This is a genomic window from Pseudomonas nunensis (assembly GCF_024296925.1).
Taxonomy (GTDB): domain Bacteria; phylum Pseudomonadota; class Gammaproteobacteria; order Pseudomonadales; family Pseudomonadaceae; genus Aquipseudomonas; species Aquipseudomonas nunensis.
In genome coordinates this window covers 5,327,076-5,346,810 of sequence record NZ_CP101125.1, presented here as the reverse complement: position 1 = coordinate 5,346,810, position 19,735 = coordinate 5,327,076, and the positions used below count along the sequence as shown (strand labels likewise).

At 58.9% G+C, this 19,735-nt stretch carries 18 protein-coding genes; 12 read left to right on the top strand and 6 right to left on the bottom strand.

Features of this window, described 5'->3' with window-relative positions:
• The first annotated feature begins 159 nt into the window (after positions 1 to 159).
• The 9 genes from mdaB to NK667_RS23530 all read left to right on the top strand — a co-directional run bounded on the left by mdaB (position 160) and on the right by NK667_RS23530 (position 9,633).
• Positions 160 to 750, top strand: a complete 591-nt coding sequence (mdaB, locus tag NK667_RS23570; RefSeq protein WP_054616198.1) for an NADPH:quinone oxidoreductase MdaB — start codon at positions 160 to 162, stop codon at positions 748 to 750.
• A gap of 233 nt (positions 751 to 983) precedes the next feature.
• Positions 984 to 1,895 (top strand): LysR family transcriptional regulator, encoded by a 912-nt coding sequence (locus NK667_RS23565; protein ID WP_054616197.1) that lies wholly within the window; start codon positions 984 to 986, stop codon positions 1,893 to 1,895.
• Positions 1,896 to 1,998: 103 nt separating this feature from the next.
• Complete coding sequence (locus NK667_RS23560; protein WP_054616196.1) at positions 1,999 to 2,892, top strand: NAD-dependent epimerase/dehydratase family protein; 894 nt, start codon at positions 1,999 to 2,001, stop codon at positions 2,890 to 2,892.
• Between the two features lie 508 nt (positions 2,893 to 3,400).
• Positions 3,401 to 5,122 carry a carbamoyltransferase family protein gene (locus NK667_RS23555; RefSeq protein WP_054616195.1) on the top strand — a complete coding sequence of 574 codons (1,722 nt, stop codon included), beginning with the start codon at positions 3,401 to 3,403 and terminating at the stop codon, positions 5,120 to 5,122.
• Positions 5,123 to 5,186: 64 nt separating this feature from the next.
• Positions 5,187 to 6,362, top strand: a complete 1,176-nt coding sequence (locus NK667_RS23550; protein ID WP_054616194.1) for an MFS transporter — start codon at positions 5,187 to 5,189, stop codon at positions 6,360 to 6,362.
• Between the two features lies 1 nt (position 6,363).
• Positions 6,364 to 7,038 (top strand): HAD family hydrolase, encoded by a 675-nt coding sequence (locus NK667_RS23545; RefSeq protein WP_054616193.1) that lies wholly within the window; start codon positions 6,364 to 6,366, stop codon positions 7,036 to 7,038.
• Positions 7,035 to 7,673: a YdcF family protein gene (locus tag NK667_RS23540; protein ID WP_054616192.1), complete on the top strand. Its 639-nt coding sequence runs from the start codon at positions 7,035 to 7,037 to the stop codon at positions 7,671 to 7,673. Before NK667_RS23545 ends, NK667_RS23540 begins: the two co-directional genes overlap by 4 nt.
• A gap of 15 nt (positions 7,674 to 7,688) precedes the next feature.
• Positions 7,689 to 9,146, top strand: a complete 1,458-nt coding sequence (locus tag NK667_RS23535) for a D-aminoacylase (RefSeq protein ID WP_054616191.1) — start codon at positions 7,689 to 7,691, stop codon at positions 9,144 to 9,146.
• 118 nt (positions 9,147 to 9,264) lie between these two features.
• The gene (locus NK667_RS23530; protein ID WP_054616190.1) at positions 9,265 to 9,633 is read left to right on the top strand and encodes a glyoxalase superfamily protein; all 369 of its coding nucleotides are present in this window, start codon (positions 9,265 to 9,267) and stop codon (positions 9,631 to 9,633) included.
• A gap of 273 nt (positions 9,634 to 9,906) precedes the next feature.
• On the opposite strand, the gene NK667_RS23525 is transcribed toward NK667_RS23530, so the two are convergent.
• Entirely contained in the window at positions 9,907 to 11,826 is a 1,920-nt protein-coding gene (locus NK667_RS23525) for a HAMP domain-containing methyl-accepting chemotaxis protein (protein WP_054616189.1), read from the bottom strand.
• Between the two features lie 262 nt (positions 11,827 to 12,088).
• Here NK667_RS23525 and pmrG point away from each other — a divergent pair, with 262 nt between their 5' ends.
• Together pmrG and NK667_RS23515 are read left to right on the top strand one after the other, a co-directional pair.
• Positions 12,089 to 12,760 carry a lipopolysaccharide core heptose(II)-phosphate phosphatase PmrG gene (gene pmrG, locus NK667_RS23520; RefSeq protein WP_054616308.1) on the top strand — a complete coding sequence of 224 codons (672 nt, stop codon included), beginning with the start codon at positions 12,089 to 12,091 and terminating at the stop codon, positions 12,758 to 12,760.
• A 37-nt stretch (positions 12,761 to 12,797) separates the two neighbouring features.
• The gene (locus tag NK667_RS23515) at positions 12,798 to 13,631 is read left to right on the top strand and encodes a phosphatase PAP2 family protein (RefSeq protein ID WP_054616188.1); all 834 of its coding nucleotides are present in this window, start codon (positions 12,798 to 12,800) and stop codon (positions 13,629 to 13,631) included.
• Between the two features lie 187 nt (positions 13,632 to 13,818).
• Here the strand turns inward: NK667_RS23515 and NK667_RS23510 are convergent, their stop codons facing one another.
• From NK667_RS23510 to NK667_RS23490, 5 genes are all read right to left on the bottom strand, one after another.
• Positions 13,819 to 15,258 (bottom strand): ArnT family glycosyltransferase, encoded by a 1,440-nt coding sequence (locus NK667_RS23510; RefSeq protein WP_054616187.1) that lies wholly within the window; start codon positions 15,256 to 15,258, stop codon positions 13,819 to 13,821.
• 82 nt (positions 15,259 to 15,340) lie between these two features.
• Positions 15,341 to 15,928: a ribosomal protein S5-alanine N-acetyltransferase gene (rimJ, locus tag NK667_RS23505; protein ID WP_054616186.1), complete on the bottom strand. Its 588-nt coding sequence runs from the start codon at positions 15,926 to 15,928 to the stop codon at positions 15,341 to 15,343.
• Between the two features lie 55 nt (positions 15,929 to 15,983).
• Positions 15,984 to 17,006 (bottom strand): sensor histidine kinase, encoded by a 1,023-nt coding sequence (locus NK667_RS23500; RefSeq protein WP_054616185.1) that lies wholly within the window; start codon positions 17,004 to 17,006, stop codon positions 15,984 to 15,986.
• A 9-nt stretch (positions 17,007 to 17,015) separates the two neighbouring features.
• Positions 17,016 to 18,473, bottom strand: a complete 1,458-nt coding sequence (locus NK667_RS23495; protein WP_054616184.1) for an ATPase domain-containing protein — start codon at positions 18,471 to 18,473, stop codon at positions 17,016 to 17,018.
• Positions 18,470 to 18,904 carry a hypothetical protein gene (locus NK667_RS23490; protein ID WP_236708617.1) on the bottom strand — a complete coding sequence of 145 codons (435 nt, stop codon included), beginning with the start codon at positions 18,902 to 18,904 and terminating at the stop codon, positions 18,470 to 18,472. The genes NK667_RS23495 and NK667_RS23490 overlap by 4 nt, the downstream gene beginning before the upstream one ends.
• Positions 18,905 to 19,094: 190 nt before the next feature.
• Here NK667_RS23490 and NK667_RS23485 point away from each other — a divergent pair, with 190 nt between their 5' ends.
• Positions 19,095 to 19,625 carry a GNAT family N-acetyltransferase gene (locus NK667_RS23485; RefSeq protein ID WP_054616183.1) on the top strand — a complete coding sequence of 177 codons (531 nt, stop codon included), beginning with the start codon at positions 19,095 to 19,097 and terminating at the stop codon, positions 19,623 to 19,625.
• The last annotated feature ends 110 nt before the right edge of the window (positions 19,626 to 19,735 follow it).

The window sequence follows — 19,735 nt, the reverse complement described above, 5'->3', positions numbered from 1 at the left end:
AAATCTCCTTCCAGGTTAAGAATCGGCGCAAGTCTATGGCAACAATCGCCTATCGATTCGTGCGTATTGGTCAAATGAATTTTGTGAATTCAGCGCTTATTCCGCGCGAGGCGGATCGCTACTCTGCCGCCATCGAATTCCCACCTTCCGAGACTTCTCATGAAAAAAGTCCTCTTGCTCAATGGCGGCAAAAAGTTTGCCCACTCTGATGGCCGCTATAACTCCACCCTGCACGACACCGCACTCAGCGTGCTGGATCGCGGCGGTCTTGACGTGAAGACCACCTTCATCGACGAGGGCTACGACCTCGCTGAAGAAGTCGCCAAGTTCGTGTGGGCCGACGTGATCATTTACCAGATGCCGGGCTGGTGGATGGGCGCACCGTGGACCGTGAAGAAGTACATCGACGAAGTCTTCACCGAAGGCCACGGCAGCCTCTACGCCAGCGACGGCCGCACCCGTTCCGATGCGTCGCAAAAGTACGGCAGCGGTGGTTTGTTGCAGGGCAAGCAATACATGTTGTCCCTGACCTGGAACGCCCCGCAGCAAGCCTTCGACGACCCGACCGATTTCTTCGAAGCCAAAGGCGTGGACGCGGTGTACTTCCCGTTCCACAAGGCCAACACCTTCCTCGGCATGACCGGTTTGCCGACCTTCCTTTGCGTGGACGTGATGAAACGCCCGGACATCGAAGGCGATGTGAAGCGGTATGAGCAGCATTTGACTGAGGTGTTTGGCCTCAAGGTCTGACAGTCAGCTACTATCGAAAGTTGGAGTCTGTGGCGAGGTAGCTTTTGTGGCGAGGGGGCTTGCCCCCGTTGGGCTGCGAAGCGGCCCTAAAACCAGCACCGCAATGTTGCTTGATATACCGCATGCACAGGTTTCGCGACTGCTGCGCAGCCGAACGGGGGCAAGCCCCCTCGCCACAGTAAGCCCCTCATTCCAAGGGACTTGCCGCAGCAATATTCGATTAGAGGAATTCAGTGAAAGCCAGATCCGACGAATTGCAGATTTTCGTCTGCGTGATTGAATGTGGGTCGATCTCGGCTGCGGCCGAGCAGGTCGGGCAGACGCCGTCGGCGGTCAGCCGCACGTTGTCGCGCCTGGAAGCCAAGCTCGACACCACGCTGATCAACCGCACCACACGGCGCATGGACCTGACCGAAGAGGGCAAGTACTTCTTCGAACACGCCAAGCGGATTCTCGATCAGATGGAGGAACTCGAAGAGCGCCTCAACTCCCGTCAGCAAACCCCGTCCGGACGCCTGCGGATCAACGCCGCGTCGCCGTTCATGCTGCACGCCATCGTGCCGTACATCGATGAGTTCCGCGGTCTCTACCCGGACATCCAGCTCGAACTCAACAGCAACGACCTGATCATTGACCTGCTGGAACAAAGCACCGACATCGCCATCCGCATCGGCACACTGGCCGACTCAACCTTGCACGCGCGTTCCCTGGGTTGCAGTCCGCTGCACATCGTCGCCAGTCCGGCCTACATTGAGCAACACGGCACACCCGCCGCCGTCGCCGATCTCAACGATCACACGCTGATCGGCTTCACCCAGAACGAAGGCCTCAACCAATGGCCGCTGCGGCATGTGCACGGTGATCGCTGGCCGATCAACGCGGCAATCAACGCCTCCAGCGGCGAGACCGTGCGGCACTTGGCGCTGGCAGGCCAGGGCATCGCGTGCCTGTCGGATTTCATGACCAATGATGACCTGCGCGCCGGTCGCCTCAAGGCTGTACTGGCGGACTTCAACAGTGGTTATCGCCAACCGATCAACGCCGTGTACTACCGCAACTCGCAGCTGGCCCTGCGCATCCAGTGCTTCCTGGACTTTATCCAGGGCAAATTGGCGGTGTACGCGAACTCGGATTTCAAAGGCTGATTCGTGATCCCTGCGCAAGAGTGAATTGGGCCACCGGGGATTTTTCGACACGGATCGGTCGTTGATACTCGTTGCATCACTTATTAACGCAGGGAGTTTCTCCATGAACGTATTCGTTACCGGCGCTGCCGGTTTTATCGGCGGCTCGATCGCCACGGGTCTGGTCCAGGCTGGTCATAAAGTCACCGGTCTGGTGCGCAGCGCCGAACAAGCCAATGAGCTGACCGCGCTGGGCATCACCCCAGTGATTGGCACCCTCGATGACAGCGCACTGCTGGCCGACCAGGCCCGCGCCGCCGACGCCGTGATCAACGCCGCCAGCAGCGACCATCGCGCCGCAGTAGAAGCTTTGCTCAATGCGCTTCGCGGCTCCAACAAAGTGTTCCTGCACACCAGCGGTTCGAGCATCGTCGGTGACGCATCGGGTGGTAAATCCAGCGACGTCATCTACTACGAAGACAACCTGCCGGAACCCACCGTCGACAAAGCCGCCCGCGTGGCCATCGACAACCTGATCCTCGCGGCAGCGAAGGACGGCGTGAACTCGGCCGTTATCTGCAACACCCTGATCTACGGCAACAGCCTCGGCGTCAAACGCGACAGCGTGCAACTGCCGCGTCTGCTGAAACAGGCGCGCAAAAGCGGTGTGGTCCGTCACGTCGGCACCGGCCAGAACATCTGGTCCAACGTGCACATCGAAGACGTGGTCGCCCTGTACCTGCTGGCGCTGACCAAAAACATCCCGGGCACGTTCTACTTCGTCGAAAGCGGTGAGTCGTCGTTTATCGACATGACCACTGCCATGGCGAAAGCCCTGAACCTCGGCGAGCCGCAAGACTGGCCGCTGAAAGACGCCGAAGCCGAGTGGGGTTATGAAATGGCCAACTACGGTTTGGGTTCCAACAGCAGGGTGCGCGGCAAGCATGCCCGTGAATTGCTGGGTTGGGCGCCAAAGCGTACTTCAGTGACCGAGTGGATCTTGCACGAAATGGTGTGATGTAAACGCCCGCTGATTCTTTCACAAGTTTCAGAACAAATTAGCCCGCCGATGAGTAATAGGCTCGTCGGCGGGCTTTTTTGTGCCGGGTGAAATGATAATTTTCATGTCGATCAAGCCCCCGTAAACAGGGGAGGTTAAAGAGTTATTTAATTTCTACATAAGGCGATATTTAATTTTTAGTGGCAGCTGTATGAAGCTGTTCGGAAATTTCCTACTAGTCTGTCACCCGGACAAACACAGCCAACTTGTTGCTCAGGCATACAGCCGGATAAACAGGTCAATGTCCGTGGACTTTTTATGCAAAAGGACTTTGCGATGGCACTACACATTCTTGATGTCTTCTCGTAAAGGCATATCCCGGGCGAATCAAATGACTTCGCCTCTTCAATCTTTATGACGTTCGGCCCTTGATGCCGTTAATCCGTCCATAAACCCAGGCTAGAGCGCTGCGCTCATCGAGCGTGGGCACAGTCATCACTGGAATTGGCAAGAATAAGGAGTAGTTATGATCATTTTAGGCATTACTAACAATGATTTGTCGGGTGCCTGCCTGGTACGTGATGGTCAGATTCTTTCAGCGGTCAGTGAAGAGCGTTTTACCCGCATAAAGGATCATAAGATCTGGCCTGCAAAGTCGATTGAATTTGTATTGAGTCAAGCGGGCGTATCGCTGGAAGATGTCGATTATGTGGCCTATGGATGGAACGCCGGTTTCAGTGCGGATAAGCATCTGGAGTTGTATTTCGATCGCATCGTTGAAGAAGTCAGAAATAATCCCCAAGGGCTTGCACAGTTTCGTCAGCGTGTAACCGATGAAGTAAGCAACGATAAAGAGAAACGCGCCGAGTTTGACGAATACATTGCCGCCAATGGTTTGACCGGCAAGGCTTATTACATTGATCACCATGAATGCCATGCACTCGGTGCTTATGTCTGTTCACCGTTTGACGAGGCGTTGACCCTGACTTGCGACGGGCGCGGCGATTTCCAGTCCCTGACCGTGACTTGGTACAGCCCGACCGAAACCACTGTGTTGCAGCGTGAAACCAGCATCGACAGCCTGGGTTATTTCTATGGCCGGATTACCCACTTGCTGGGTTACAAACCCAATCGGCATGAAGGCAAAGTCACAGGCTTGGCCGCGTTTGGCGATCCGCAAAAACTGCTGGGGGTGATGCAGCAGATGATCCGTTTTGAGGACGGGCGCATCAAGGCGTGCTGCGGCGATCTGTTCCTGCCGTCCTACAACCACTACAGCGAACCGCTGGCAACCCTGTTCGCCCGGGAAACCCCGGAAGACATCGCCGCAGCGGTACAGCGTCATACCGAAAACCTGCTGGTGGCGACGGTCACGCATCACCTGGCCCAACGGGGCAGCACCAACCTGTGCCTGGCCGGTGGCGTGTTCGGTAACGTGAAACTCAATCAGCGCCTGCGGGAAATTCCCGGGGTGAAAAACGTCTATGTGCTGCCCTGCATGGGTGATGGCGGCCTGGCGCTGGCCGCGGCGGTTGGCGCGGCCTATCTGCAAAACGGCACCCGCTTCAAGAACCCGGCGATGACCCTCGGGCCGGAGTCGCGCAGTGTTTCGCAGAACATCAACCTGATCATTCGCGACTACCCTGAACTCGGCTACTACACGCCCTCGAACATCATCGAGGTCCTGACCGACGCATTGGCAGAGAGTCAGGTACTGGGCATGTTCAAGGGCAAGATGGAGTTCGGCCCGCGTTCGCTGTGCAACCGCAGCATCGTCTATCACGCCCAGGATGCCGAGGTGAACGATTGGCTCAACAAGCGCATGCACCGCACCGAGTTCATGCCGTTCGGCCCGGTCACGGCCATTGAGCAGGCGCCTGCGTGTTACGTGGGTTGGGAAGCGGATCAAGTGGCGGCGGACACCATGACCATGACCTACGATTGTCATCCGCAGTTTCGCGAGGCGAGCCCGGCGGTGGTGCACATCGATGGCACGGCCCGGCCACAGATCATTCGCCCGCAAGGCGATGCGTTTATGCACCGTTTGTTGAATGCCTGGTACGACAAGACCGGTCAGGCGGCGTTGATCAACACCTCGTTCAACCGCCATGAGGAGCCGATCGTGTGTTCTTCCCAAGATGCCCTGGATGCGTTGAAAGAAGGAATGGTCGATCTGGTGGTGATGAGTGAATCGCTGATCGTTTGGCGCAAAGGCAAAAACAGTTTCACCCAGCAACGCTTCGAGTAATGCATGGATATTTTCAGGGCTCCTGTGGAGCCCTGAATAGGAGTTTCGAGCGTATGGTTAACGAATGTATTTAATCTTTTTCGGGTTTTTTGCGGCAGAAGGGATCATCTATCCATTTTGGCCGACGTGGCTGGACTCGCTGGGTTTCAGCGCCAGCCAGATAGGCCTGTTGATTGCGGCGGCTTATTGGCCCCAGGTGTTTACCGGGGTGTTTATTACTTACGTGGCCGATTGGCGCGTGGACCAACTGCGTCTCGCGGCTTTTCTCGGGTTCTCGGCGGCGTTCTGTACGTTGCTGTTTTATTTTATGCCGGCGCACCTGTGGATTTTCGTGTGCCTGAGCGTTCTGTTTGGCGGGCTGTGGATGGTGGTGTTGCCATTGTCCGAGTCCTATCTGCTCAAGCGTGACAAACAAGCGTTGCAGAACTATGGCTGGGTCCGTGCGGTGGGCTCTTCGGCGTTTATCCTGACCTCGACCCTCGGCGGTTTGTTGTTTGCGCAATACAGCCAATCCTGGGTGCCGATCGTGATTGCGGCGAGCATGTTGTTCACCGCGCTGGCCTGTTTGCGATTGAAGCGCCAAGTCTCCAAAGCACATCTGCAACCGCTCAGCCGCACGATTAAGCGACCGGACTGGAAAGCGCTGTTCGCGCAAAAAAGTCTGTTGATCGCGATTGCGGCGGCGAGTTTTATTCAACTGAGCCACACCCTGTACTTTTCCACCGCGTCTATCGGCTGGGGCGTGAAGGGCTACTCTTCAGAGTCTATCGGGGCGTTCTGGTCGGTGGCGGTGATCGCCGAAATCACGTATTTCGCGCTCTCCAATAAAGTCCTGTCGTATTGCTCGCCGTTGTCCATCGTGATCTTTTCCAGTGTGTGTGCGGCGCTGCGCTGGGCGTTGTTTTCCAACAGTGATGCGATGTCGGTAATCCTGTTGGGGCAGTGCCTGCATGCCTTGAGTTTTGCCGCCTATCACTCGGCGATCATGAGGTTTATTCGCGACCATGCGCCGCAGGATATCCAGGTCTTTACCCAGGGCGTTTATTACTCCCTGGCCGTTGCGCTGCCCATGGGCCTGGCCACGCCTTTTGCCGGCTATTTGTATGAAACGCAGCCGCAGTGGTCCTACTACGTGATGGCGCTGTTCGCCTTGATCGGCACAGTGCTGGCGTTTATTGCTCATCAGAGGATGCGAAATTCAACTCATGACACAACGAACGTTTACAGCCGTCTGCTTTGATATGGATGGCGTACTTATCCAGTCCCGCGAAGTCATTGAATTCGCCTGGACCACCGTCGCGCGGCACCACGGTGTGGCCGTCGATCAGGCATTTATCAACGACCACATCCACGGTCGCCCGGGCGGCCACACCTTGCAGGCCCTGTTCGGCCAGTTTGACGAGCAGAAACGCCTGATGATCAAAAAGGAAGTCGACGCCATCGAGCAGGTTTCGACCTGTGATCTGGTACCGGGTGTCGCTACGTTTATCGCCCAGTTGAAGGCGTGCGCGGTGCCCATGGCGCTGGTCACCAGCAGTTGGCGAGAGCGCGTCGACAACGTCTTGCAGCAACACGACCTGACCTCGGCTTTCGACAGCATCATCTGTCGGGATGATGTGCGTCGTGGCAAACCGGCGCCCGACGCCTACCGCTTGGCGGCGGCACAATTGGAGCGTCAGAGCGATGAATGCCTGGTGTTCGAAGACTCTGTCAGCGGCGTACGGGCGGCCGTCAGTAGCGGCGCGCTGTGCATCGGTATCGGCGACGATCAATCGTTGCCCGGTCACGGCGCAACACAGTTGCACGCGGATTTCACGGTGCTTCCGGTTTCGATGACCGAGCTGGGAAAACACGCCTATGCTGACGGCGGTTTGTTTATCAGCGGGCCGGTTGCCCGCAGGTTTGCTCACTCATGACGCTCACATTGCAACACGCCACGGTCCTCTGGGACTTCCTCGGCGCGGGGCGCCAACATCGGGATAGCGAGCTGATCGTGGTCTGTGGATCGTACGATCTACGGGTCTGCGATTACGCTTGCGAGCTGCTGAAAAACGGCGTCGCCCCGCATCTTTTGTTTACCGGCAATACCGGAAACTGGACGAAGCATTTGTGGGAAAGAACTGAAGCCGACATTTTTGCGCAACGGGCGCTGGCGCTGGGTGTGACGGCGGATCAATTCACCCTGGAGCCTCGCGCCACCAACTTCGCCGAGAACATCGCGTTTGCCAAGGCACTGTTTCCGCAGGTGCGCCGCGCGACCTTCCTGACCAAGCCGAACTCGATTCGCCGCGTGGCCCTGACCCTGCCCATTCAGTGGCCGGGGCTCGAGGCTTGCGTAGATGCGCCGTCGTTCGGTTTTCCCGGCGAGGTCAGTAACCTGATCGGCGTCCTGGGGTTGATCGACGAAATGGTCGGTGATGTGCACCGCATCATGGTTTACCCTTCGTTGGGCTTTCAGGCCGAGCAGGTGATTCCCGAAAACGTCCAGGTCGCCTGGCGTTATCTGGTGGAGCAAGGCTTCGATCACCATTTGATCAAAGGCAGGAGCTGACCCAAGGAGACTGAGATGTTGTACGACACGCTGATCCGCAATGCCCTCATCATTGACGGCAGCAACCACCCCGGCTATCCCGCTGATTTGGCGATATTGGATGGCCGCATTGCGCGCATCGGCGACTTGCATGACGCCCGCGCCACAGCAGAAATCGACGCTGCCGGCCGGGTGTTGGCACCGGGTTTTGTTGACGTGCACACTCATGACGACACCGTGGTGATCCGTCAGCCGCAGATGCTGCCCAAGCTCAGCCAAGGCGTGACCACGGTTATTGTCGGCAACTGCGGGATCAGCGCCTCGCCGGTCAGTTTGCGCGGCGATCCGCCGGACCCGATGAACCTGCTCGGCACGCGTGCGGCGTTTGTTTATCCAACGTTCCGCGACTACCGCACGGCGGTCGAAGCGGCGAATACCACGCTCAACGTGGCGGCGCTGGTGGGTCACACGGCGTTGCGCAGCAACCACCTCGACGACCTGTTTCGCACTGCAACTGCCGATGAAATCAACGCGATGCGCGAGCAACTGCGTGAAAGCCTCGAGGCCGGCGCGTTGGGGTTATCCACAGGCCTGGCGTACGCGAGCGCGTTCTCGGCGTCGACCGATGAAGTCATGCAACTGACCGAAGAGCTGACGGCTTTCGGCGCGGTCTACACCACCCATTTGCGCAGTGAGTTCGAACCGGTGCTGGAGGCCATGGACGAAGCGTTCCAGATTGGCCGTCACGCGAAAGCCCCGGTGATCGTTTCCCACCTCAAGTGTGCTGGCGTCGGCAATTGGGGCCGCAGTCCACAGTTGTTGGCCTCCCTTGAACACGCCGCCAAAACTCACCCGGTGGGCTGCGATTGTTATCCCTACGCGGCGAGTTCCTCGACCCTGGACCTCAAGCAAGTCACCGATGCTCATCGCATCACCATCACCTGGTCGACGCCGCATCCGGAGGTAAGTGGCCGCGATTTGATCGACATCGCCAAAGAATGGGGCATGCCGCTGCTCGATGCCGCGCGACGCCTGCAGCCGGCGGGCGCGGTGTATTACGGCATGGATGAGGCAGATGTACGGCGGATCCTCGCGCATCCTTTGTCGATGGTGGGTTCCGACGGTTTGCCGGAAGACCCGTTTCCGCATCCACGCTTGTGGGGCGCGTTCCCTCGGGTGCTCGGACATTTCAGCCGTGATGTCGGGCTGTTTCCGCTGCACACCGCCGTGCACAAGATGACCGGGTTGTCGGCGGCGCGTTTTGGCCTGAAGGAGCGGGGTGAAATTCGAGAAGGCTACTGGGCGGACTTGGTGTTGTTTGACCCGCTGGCCATTCGCGATGTGGCGGATTTTCATGACCCGCAACGGGCGGCGGAAGGGATTGACGGGGTGTGGGTCAACGGTGCACTGAGTTATGTGGATGGCCAGGCGAACGGGCGCAGGGAAGGGCGGTTTCTGGCGCGGGATGGGGATTTGCGGGATGGCTTTCAGTAAGCATTTCGAGTGGTGCGTCACACTGATGGCACTGTGCAATTAAAGAAAGCCATCGCCAAGCCGAAGTGCTGACATCCAGCCCAGCTACACTGGGCTATTCCAACCAGGGAGCACCCCCATGAGCTTCGGCAAAACCACTCCGATCCTGCGGATCTTCGATGAAGCCAAGGCAGTGGCGTTCTACGTCGACTTCCTGGGGTTCAAGATCGACTGGCAGCACCGCTTCGAAGCCAACTTCCCACTCTACCTGCAAGTCTCCCGGGGCGAATGCGTGCTGCACCTGTCCGAACACCACGGCGACGCCACACCGGGCTCGGCACTGCGTATCGAGACCGACGAACTGGAAGCGTTCCAGCAGCAATTGGTCGCCAAGGAATACATGTTTGCCAAACCCCAGATCCAGGCCATGCCGTGGGGCAGCCAGGACATGACCGTGACCGATCCGTTCGGGAATCGGTTGGTGTTTACCAATGCGATCAGTGTTTGAAAGTGGACTACAACCGATTCTCTCGGTTGTGCGTTAGATAGCCTTCGCGAGCAGGCTCGCTCCCACAAGGGAGGCGATATCGATCACATATTTTGTGAACACCCACCCTCCACTGTGGGAGCGAGCCTGCTCGCGAAGAGACGTCACATCCAGCGAAGTTGTTGACTGACCCACCGCTTTCGCGAGCAAGCCCGCTCCCACACTTTGAAATGCATTCCAATGTGGGAGCAGGCTTGCTCGCGAATGGTTCTTTCATTCACCGCACAGTGAAGGTCAGACCCGGAAGTGGCTGACCATCTGTTGCAACTGACCGCCCAACCGCGCGAGTTCCACGCTGGATTTTGCGGTTTCGTCGCTGGCGGCGGCGGTCTGTTCGGAGACGTCGCGCACGTTGATGATGCTGCGGCTGATTTCTTCAGCCACGGCGCTTTGCTCTTCGGCGGCAGCGGCGATCTGCTGGTTCATCGACTGGATGTTCGACACCGTGCGGGTGATGTTTTCCAGGGAGACGCCGGCCTTGCGGGTCAGGGCGACGCTGCTGTCGGTCAGGGCGCGGCTGTTGTTCATTACCGCCGACACTTGTTGGGTGCCGTTCTGCAGACCGGCCACCAGGCCTTCGATTTCTTCGGTGGATTTCTGCGTGCGTTGGGCCAGGCCACGGACCTCGTCGGCCACTACGGCAAAACCACGACCGGCTTCACCGGCACGGGCCGCTTCGATTGCCGCGTTGAGCGCCAGCAGGTTGGTCTGTTCGGCCACAGCCTTGATCACGTCCATGACGCTGCCGATCTTGTCGCTTTCCTGTTGCAGCACGCTCATGGCTTGGGTGGAACGTGCCACTTCGGTGGCCAGGCGTTCGATCTGGGCGATGGCTTCGTTGACCACTTTGTCGCCTTCGCGGGCTTCGCCGTCAGCGGCGGCGGCAGCCTGGGAGGCTTCTTCGGCGTTACGCGCGACTTCCTGCACGGTGGCGGTCATCTCGTGCATCGCGGTGGCCACCTGATCGGTTTCGATCTTCTGGCTGTTGACCCCGGCGCTGGTCTGTTCGGTCACGGCCGACAACTCTTCGGCGGCGCTGGCGATCTGGGTGACGCCGTCGCGGATGCCGCTGATCAGGTCCCGCAGGGTCACGCCCATGCGGCCGATGCCTTGCTGCAACACACCGAGTTCGTCGCGGCGGGTGACTTTGACGTCTTGGGTCAGGTCGCCGCTGGCAATACGGTCGACCACGGTCATGGTGTCACGCAACGGACCGGTGATCTGACGGGTGATGACCACGGCAGCGATCACGCCGACCAGCAATGCGAGCAAGGTGCTGATCAGTTGCAGGGTGCGCGCCTGGGCACTTTCGACGTCACGACGATCGAGCTGGAATTGATACAGCTTGTCGCTCAGGTCAACGATGGCGGTGCCCTGGTCGGTCATTTCCTTGCGCGCCTGCACGGCATCGGTGCTGGCGGCTTTGTAAGCCATCAGGGCGCTGCGGTAGTTGGTCAGCGCGGTGTCCAGCTGACGCAGGGTGTCTTGCTGGGTGTCGGCGAAATGCACGTTCAGCGGCTTCAGGCTGGCGATGGCCGCGTCCAGTTGGCCGATGGCTTTTTGCTCGGTCTCGGCGTTGGTGCTGGCGGTGTAGCCACGCACTTCGTAACGCGCGAGCATGAACGCTTCCTTGGCCTGGGTGATGGCCTGGAACTGTTCGAAACGCTGATCGCTCAGGGGCATGTCCTGCACGCGGGTGCTGATGGTGTTGATCAGCGCGCTGGCGTTTTCGGCGTTGGCGCCCATGGCGTCGCGGGCGCTGTTACCGGTGCGGTAGGCGCTGCGCATTTTGTTCAGGGACGTCTGGTAGGCGGCGATGGTCGCGGCCTGCTCTTTGAGCATCTTGACGTTTTCAGGGTTTTTGAAGCTGCCCAGCAAAGCGGTTTGCTGAGTCACAAAACTGTCGAGGGTGGTCTGTACGTTTTGCGCGGCGGTTTCGTCGCCGTTGGTCAGCATGTATTGCAGGCGCACCACGCGCAGCTTGGTCAGGCCGGCATTGAGCTGGGTGATATCGCTCATCCAGTTGCTGCGGTCAATCAAGCCGCCCAGGCTCGTCCAGCCGGTCAGGGCGAGGATGCAGGTCAGTGCCAGGACCAGGCCGAACCCCAGGCCGAGTTTCATATTCACACTGATGTTACCGAACCAGCTATTCATCACAATTCCTCCAGGAACGTAGTGTTTCTTTATCGTCAGTTGGCTGGAAGATTGTTGTTTTTAGGTGCCAGCAAGGTGTGTTGCAGACCTGTATCGGCAGCAATCCCGAGAGCTGAAAGGTTTTTGTCGGACAGATCCTGTAACAAGACTTGTGGCAGGTCTTAAGCTTTTTTTCACATGGGTTTCACCTGCTGGCGACGCCTGCCTCTCTACCCTCGCGGCATCTAATGACAGGTGCGACATGCCGGCGGGGCGGCTTTTTGTGGAATTGAGACTGAGTCTGTTCGGGATAAAACGCTCGATTGATCTGAGCTTTTTTGCCCGCTATCGCAATGCCTGGGTGGTACTCGCCTCGGCGCTGTTGGTCATTCCACTGACGCTCTGGCTGCTGGCGCCCGCCGCTGTCCCTGATTTGGCCCATGGCAATGTGGCCGGTGCCAAAGCGTTGATGTCGGGTTGGGCCAAGGGCGACATGATCGTGCTGGTGCGTCACGTCGAGCGATGCGATCACTCCACGGCTGCCTGTTTGAGCGGCAACGATGGCATCACCGATCGCTCCCGCGGCGTTGCGGTGGCCGTCGGTTCTCATTTCGAACGCCTGGGCCTGTCCAAGGCCGATATCTACAACAGCCCGATGGTGCGTACCGCGCAGACCGCCGGCTACATGTTCAACTCGGTGGGCGTGGGTGAAGACTGGTTGATCAGTTGCAAGGGCACGATGCTGCGCGACGCTCTTGCGCACAAGGTGCCGGGCCGCAACCTGATCCTGGTGACCCACAGCGAGTGCATGACCGAACTGGAAAAAAGTATGAACGTTTCGACAGACACGCTGGGTTATGGCGCCTCGCTGTTCGTTTCCACCGAAACCCCGCAAGCGCCCACCATTCTCGGTTACATCGAGGCCTCTGACTGGCGCTCGGTGACGACCCGATAATTTTTATGACTCATATTTCTTTGGTTCAGGACTGACAATGCAGACTGTTTCCCCTTACCGCTTTTACTGGGTGAACTTCGGTATTCCACTGGCCTGCGCGGCGGTGGTGTTCCTGATGTTCGACATGACCAAAATCGACATCGCCTTCAGCAATCTGCTGTTTGATCCGGTCAGCCAGACCTTCCCGCTGGACAAGGTGCACTTCTTTGAAAAGCTCACCCACAAGTGGGCGCGGATCATTCCGAACTGGACGGCGGAAATCGCTTTGATCGGCGCGATGTTGTCGTTCGTCTGGCCGCTGATCAACCCGCAAAAGCGTCCTCGGCTTGGCGGTTTTCTTGAGCGCAGTAAAGTCGCGCCGGTGCTGCGATTTGCTCACGGGCACCGTAGGGATTTTCTGTTTGTGGTGTTCGCATTTGCCATTTGCACTGGCGTGATCCATTTCCTCAAGGCCCACACCAGCGTGTATTGCCCGATTGAAACCACCCTGTATGGCGGCAAACTCGCCCATGTGGAGTGGTACAACAATTTCCAATTGTTCAAAGAGGCGGGCGACGGTCGCTGCTGGCCGGGCGGGCATGCCTCGGGCGGGTTCACCATGCTGGCGTTGTATTTTGTGGCACGTCGTTATCGCTGGCGCTTTGCTAAAGCCGTGATGTGGGGCTCGTTGTTGCTGGGTTTCATCTACGGCACTACGCGGGTCCTGCAGGGATGGCACTACATGTCCCACACGTTCTGGGCCGGGATCTTTGTGTGGCTGGCGTGTTTGCTGACGGCGCTGGCGTTTTATGGGCGGGCGCGGTTGGAAGTGCCGGTGTTGCAGCGGCATGAGCGGGCAGAACCGGTTGCGCAGGCGCAGGTTGCTGGCTGACCAACATTTTGAATGAAAAAACCCGCCAGCCCTGATCGAGGGTGGCGGGTTTTTTGTTGTCTGGCTGAGGCTTGTGGTGGCTGGGAGATTGCCTTCGCGGGCAAGCCTTGCTCCTACAGGGGATCAGCGGATCTGTAGGAGCGAGGCTTGCCCGCGAAGAACGATAACGCGGTCCATCTGAAAAGACTCACTCCCCAACGAAGTAGTACGGCTGCCGCCCGACCATCATGACCTTAAGCACCTTCAACGGTGCCACCGGCTCACTCTCACCCGCTATGACCGCCACGTTCGTCGGTGAAGCGGTCAGAAACGCATGCAACTGCGCCCCAGTGTCCAACCCCTTGATTACCCGCTGGGTATAAAACACGCTGGCACCACCGACCCGCTCGTCCGCCTGGAACAGTGCAACGTTTTGCCCATTGGCTTGCAGCGCTTGAATCTGCTCGACCAGAGGCACGAACGACAGCTTGCGATCCGCGTGGGGCAGCAGCCATTGCGCGCTGATCAGATAACAACCGACCACTACCACCAACAAACCACCGATCAAAGCATGCCGGTGACGTGCGATGCGGCCGATCAGGCTTGAAGCACCTTCGTGGGCCTGCAACTTTTCATACAACACCCGCGCATATTCGGCAGCGATCACCGCCGCAGCCGGCGCCAGGGACATCAGGTAGACCGTGCGCTTGCTCGACGCCAGGGTCAGCATCAGGAACTGCGCCAGTATCCACACCGTGAAAAACAGCAAATACCGATTGGCCATCAGGCTTTTACGAAAGTGCCACAGGCCCAGATACACCAGAATGTTCCAAGGGAGAAAGGCTTGGGGCAGTTTGATCAGGTAGTAATAGAACGGCTCGTAATGCCCCGCCTCGACGAAGGAACCGCTGAAGCGCCCGACACTGTTGGTCAGCAGCACTTCTGTGACCGCGTGAGCGCCGCCGCGTTGATACAGCACCACGAGCCAGATCAGCAGCGGGATCAAACCCGCCAGCGTCAACAGGCCCGGGCGCAGCCAGTCGCCGACCTTCAGGCGTTTATCCATCAGACTCTCGGCCAGCAGGAACGAGAAGATAACCACCCCCGGCATGGCCAGGCCCAGCACGCCTTTGCTCAGGGTGGCGATGGTAATCCCGGCGACAAACAGCAGCGAGGTACCGACGGTCGAATGCCGCAGCCCCTGGAAAAACCCCAGCAATGCCATGGTCACGCCAAGGGTCAGCAAGCCGTCCTCACCGACGCCACGGGTGTTGCTCCAATAACTGGCCATGGTCGCCAGCATAAAACCCGCGCTCCAGGCCACGGCCTTGGGCCGGCCAAACCGGCGCAGCATGCCGTACAACACCATCACGCTGAACAACCCGGCAAACGCCGACGCCAGTCGCACGGCCCACGGCGTGCCGCCAAATGCACGGATCGCTCCGGCATCGAGCCACAAGCTCAGGGGCGGTTTCTCCAGGAAGGGTTCGCCAAACAGGCGAGGGGTTACCCAGTCATTATCGACGTGCATTTCCATGGCGATCCCGGCGACCCGGGCTTCGGTGGAACCTTGCAGTTGATGATTGCCCAGGGCGAAGAAAAACAGCAGCGCGGCAAGCAGAAACAAAGAGGAGACGGCTCGTGACATGGGCTTCTGGCTACCGGACAGGGAACGGGAAGCCCGAGCATACGGGGTGAATACTTAACAAATTGTGAACGGCTGCGAAGTATTACGCGAGAGGTCTGGACCAGCGCTGTTCCGGTGTTTCAAAGCGATCATTGATCAACGCCGTCAGCACATGATCCTGCCAGCGCCCGGCGATGCTCAGGTAAGCCTTGGCGTAACCCTCACGTTCAAATCCCAGGCGTTCCAGCAGCCGCGCACTGCGTTCATTGCCGGGAATGTAGTTGGCCATGATCCGGTGCAGTTTCTGCTCATCGAACATATAGCCGATGCCCGCTTCCAGTGCTTCCTGCATCAAGCCCTGGCCTTGATGCGCTTCGTCGATGTGGTAACCAAGGTAGCAAGCCTGGAACGCTCCGCGCGTAATGCCGCTGAAATTGCACGCGCCGATCATTTGGCCGCTGTCCAGATCCAGCAGTGCGAAGTGCACCGCCAAACCGGCGATCAAAGCGCTGGCTTGTATTTCGAGGCGCGGGCGAATGCGTTCAGGACTGTGGTAATCGGCGGGGCGAATCGGTGACCAGCGGGCCAGGTGCCGCTGGTTGCGCCGATAGAAGTCGCTTTCCAGCGCCGCCTCTTCAGGGGCGAGGACGGCCAGCGTCAGGCGTTTACAGGGCAGGGTCAGCAGCGGCATGGGCGCTCCGGGTTACGGGGTCGATGCGCAAGCATTGCGTGGTCAGCGGAAAAACTCAAACCACCAGCGGCAATGTCACGATAAAGGTGCTGCCCCGGCCATCGCCATCGCTGATGCCGACAACGGTGCCGCCATGGGCTTCGACCAATTCACGCACCACGGTCAGGCCGATGCCCAGGCCCGCGCCGTTGAAGCCGATAGCATGCACGTCTTGCACAAACGGCTCGAAGATATACGGCAGGGCCTGGGCGGAAATGCCGATGCCGTCATCGCAAATGCGCATCTCCAGCACATCGTCCGTAGTCGTGACCGACAGCGTGACATTACCCCCGGCCGGTGTGTATTTGGCTGCGTTGCCCAGCAGGTTGCCGAGGATCTGCGTAAGCCGCACCGGATCACCGTCCACCGACAGCGCGCAAGCGGGCAGTTCAGCGTTGAAGTGCAGGTGTCGGGTGTTCATCACCGGCCTGCACACGTCGATGGCGCTCTGGATGATCTGCACCATGTCGACGATCTCGCAATCGAGGCGCAACTTGCCGGTGCTGGCGCGGGACACGTCGAGCAAATCGTCCACCAGCCGCGACATGTGCGCCACCTGGCTTTCGATCAGCGCCTGCATGCGCGGCAACTCTTCGGCGGGCACCCGCACCAGGCGGCCGGCGATCATGCTGATGGGCGTCAGCGGGTTGCGCAATTCATGGGCGACCAGGGTGAGGATGTTGCGTTGCTGCGACAGCGTATGTTCTGCCGAGGCTTGCAGGTTCTGCGCGCTGAGGGCGGCGATCACCAATTGGGCGTTGGCCTCGCGCATTTCAAGGAACAGCCGTTGCTCTTCTTTCGAGCGCTGGGGTTTTTCCGCGTCCGTTTGCGCCAGCAGAATCGCCAACACCAGTTGCTGATTGGCTTCGACCAGTTGTTCGATTTGCTGGGCGTCCACCAAACGGTTGTTGGTGTCGCTCAGTTCTTTCTGCAGCGCCGCCAGCACCGCGCGGGCTTCGACGGTTTTCTGGCCGAGCAGGAACAACTCGCGAGCAGCCGTAGCCATCGCTTGTGCATTCGCGCCATTGGCCTCAGTCATGATCCTGGCTTACACCCTGTCTTTGCTGCGCTGCCGGGTCGGCCGGCCGCCGAGTAGCCCTTCCTGGTCCGGCAGCATCTCGCCAATCTGCAGGCCGTTATCGTCAATGTGGTACTGGCGCAGCTCATCGGAGTGAGCGCTGGCGCGTACCTTGACCACCGCCATGATGCGCAACAGACGGCTCTCTACTTCAATGTAGCGTTGCACGATGATGGCGTCGGTCAGAAACGCTGTGCCGTAGGGGCTAAAGCGCAGGTCGGTGTAGCGGTCTTCCAGCTCCGAGGTCATCAGAACGCTGACCCCGGCGCTGGTCAGCGCGGTGACCATGCGTGACAGCGATTCGCGAAAGTCTTCGCGGAAGGTCGGGGCCAGTGCCAGCTCGAAGCCCGACAACGAATCGATGACCACCCGGGTGGCGTTCAGTCGACGGATCTCGCTGAGCAGCAACTGGACGATTTCATCGATGGACAGGTCCGGTGCACGGCTATCCACCAGGCCGACCTGACCCTTCTGGATCAAACTGGCCAGCGTAGCGTTTTGCGAATGGTTGGGCCGTTGTTCAAACACGGCGATCACGCCGGTTTCGCCATTGCGTGCGCCTTCGGCGAGGAAGGTCGCCGCCAGAATGCTTTTGCCCGAACCCGACGGCCCGGCCACCAGCAACGAATAACCCCGGGGTAAACCGCCGCCGAGCATCTCGTCGAGCTGCGGCACGCCCATTTTCAGGCGTTTGATCGGGAATTCCAGCGGTGCTTCAACCGGGCTGAGTGGGGCGGGCGCGAAGACTTTGATCCCCGATGTGGCAATACGGAAGGTGTGCAGCCCCGGCAATGTCGGCTGGCCGCGCATCTTCATGATTTCCATCTTGCGCACCATTGAGTTGCGCTGAACGCTCTGGCGCAGCCAGATCAGGCCATCGGCCACAGTGAAAATCGGGTTGGTGTCGGTTTCGGTGAAGTATTCGCCAATCAGGAAGGTCGTCGCCTGCCAGGTGGTCATCAACATGCCTAGTTGCTGAACGAACTGCGGCAGGTTGTTGTTGGGGTTGTCCTGGGTCTGGCTGGCCAGGACCACGGAGCGGAACGAATCGACAAACACCAGCGACGGCGAGTGAGCCTCTACCTCGCTGACGATGCGCCGCAGCACCTCGTCCAGATCCCCGGCCAGGGTATCGTCGGCCAGGTTGACGTAGCGAATCGACTGATTGATCGCTTCGCTGTCGAAAAAGTCGAATTGCTGCTGATAGCGCAGCATCTTCAGCGGCGGCTCGCCGAGTACGGTAAAGAACAATGCCGGGCGTTCAGGCGTCGCCAGGGCAAACATCATCTGGTGCGCCAGGGTGGTTTTGCCGCAGCCAGGAGGACCGGCGATCAGGTTGAACGAAAATTCCGGCAAACCTCCGCCCAGCACCTCGTCCAGGCCTGGCACGCCGGTGGCCAGACGGTTGATAGTCACTTTGGTGCTCATGGCAAAGTTTCCTGCGAAGGGGTGTCGCTCAAAGAAGGTTCCCACCAGCTACGAAGCAAACGTGCGGTGAGCGAGGGCCCGATCAGCGTGGTCAGCAACTCGTAAAACGTAGTCAGCAACACTTCACCGAAAAACAGCGCATCGACTTCGTTTTGCTCGACGAGTACGGATTTGAGGGCAATCAGATCCAGCGCGGCCTGGACACTGCCAAAGGTGTCGGCCAGACGCGGATGAGTGGAAGCGCACAGATGGAGGCTGCGACGGTATAGCGCGACAACCCCTTGCTGGCCGATGATCGGCGTCAGGGCTGCGTTCATATCCTGCAAGGTGGTAACGATCGCCTGGGCAATCCTTGCGGGGTCAGCGTTGGGACCAACACGGTGCGCCAGAGAAGCTACGATCTGGCGGCTCTCTTCGCTCAGCGTGGACATGGCTAACTGATATCTGATTGACAGAACTTGATGGTACACCCTATGGGGAGGGTGGACGTGATTTGCATCAACGATAAAATCACGCCCCGCAAACAGGGGCCTTCGAGCCTGTCGGGTCTGAAAAATTCCACGACTTACCGCACAAATATCTAAACGTCGCTGATGACGGACGCTGTTTTAAGGATGAAATATGGAGCTCTCGTTACCAACGGATTTGCCCTTGATGAGTTTGCGGGCGCCGGACCCAGTCTTGTGCACAGCACTGCAGGATGCGCTGAATCTCAGTTTTGCAGCGCATTCCGAGTTTCTGCCCTGGGCCAAGCCCTATACCAGCGAGGATCAAGCGCGGGCATTCATGCTGCGCTCGGTCGATGACTTCAACAGTGAAACAGGCGAGCGGCGGTTTTTTATCGTCGCGGATCGGGGCGCGGCGATCATCGGCTGCATTGGCCTGAAGCCTCGGGGGCGCAATCGCCATGAGGTGGGGTATTGGGCCAATACCGAGTATTCGGGCAAAGGTTACATGCGCCGGGCGCTGGAAGCGTTGGTCAAAAGCCTGCCTGGCCAGACGTTTTACCTGACCACATCCTCGGCAAACCTGCCCAGTCAGCGGCTGGCGGTGGCGGCAGGGTTTCAGTTGATCAGGGTGTTTGCGCGAGCGCGGCAGACATCAGGTCATGGCGTTCAGGACACTTACTTGTATCGCTTGAAACACCTGTAGGCGCAGCCGTCGGGGGCCAATCGCGAGGCAAAAAAAAGCCCGCGGGAGGGCGGGCAAACCGTAGTTTCTTGAATGAGCGAGGGCAATGTACCGGTTGGCGCGGGGCGATA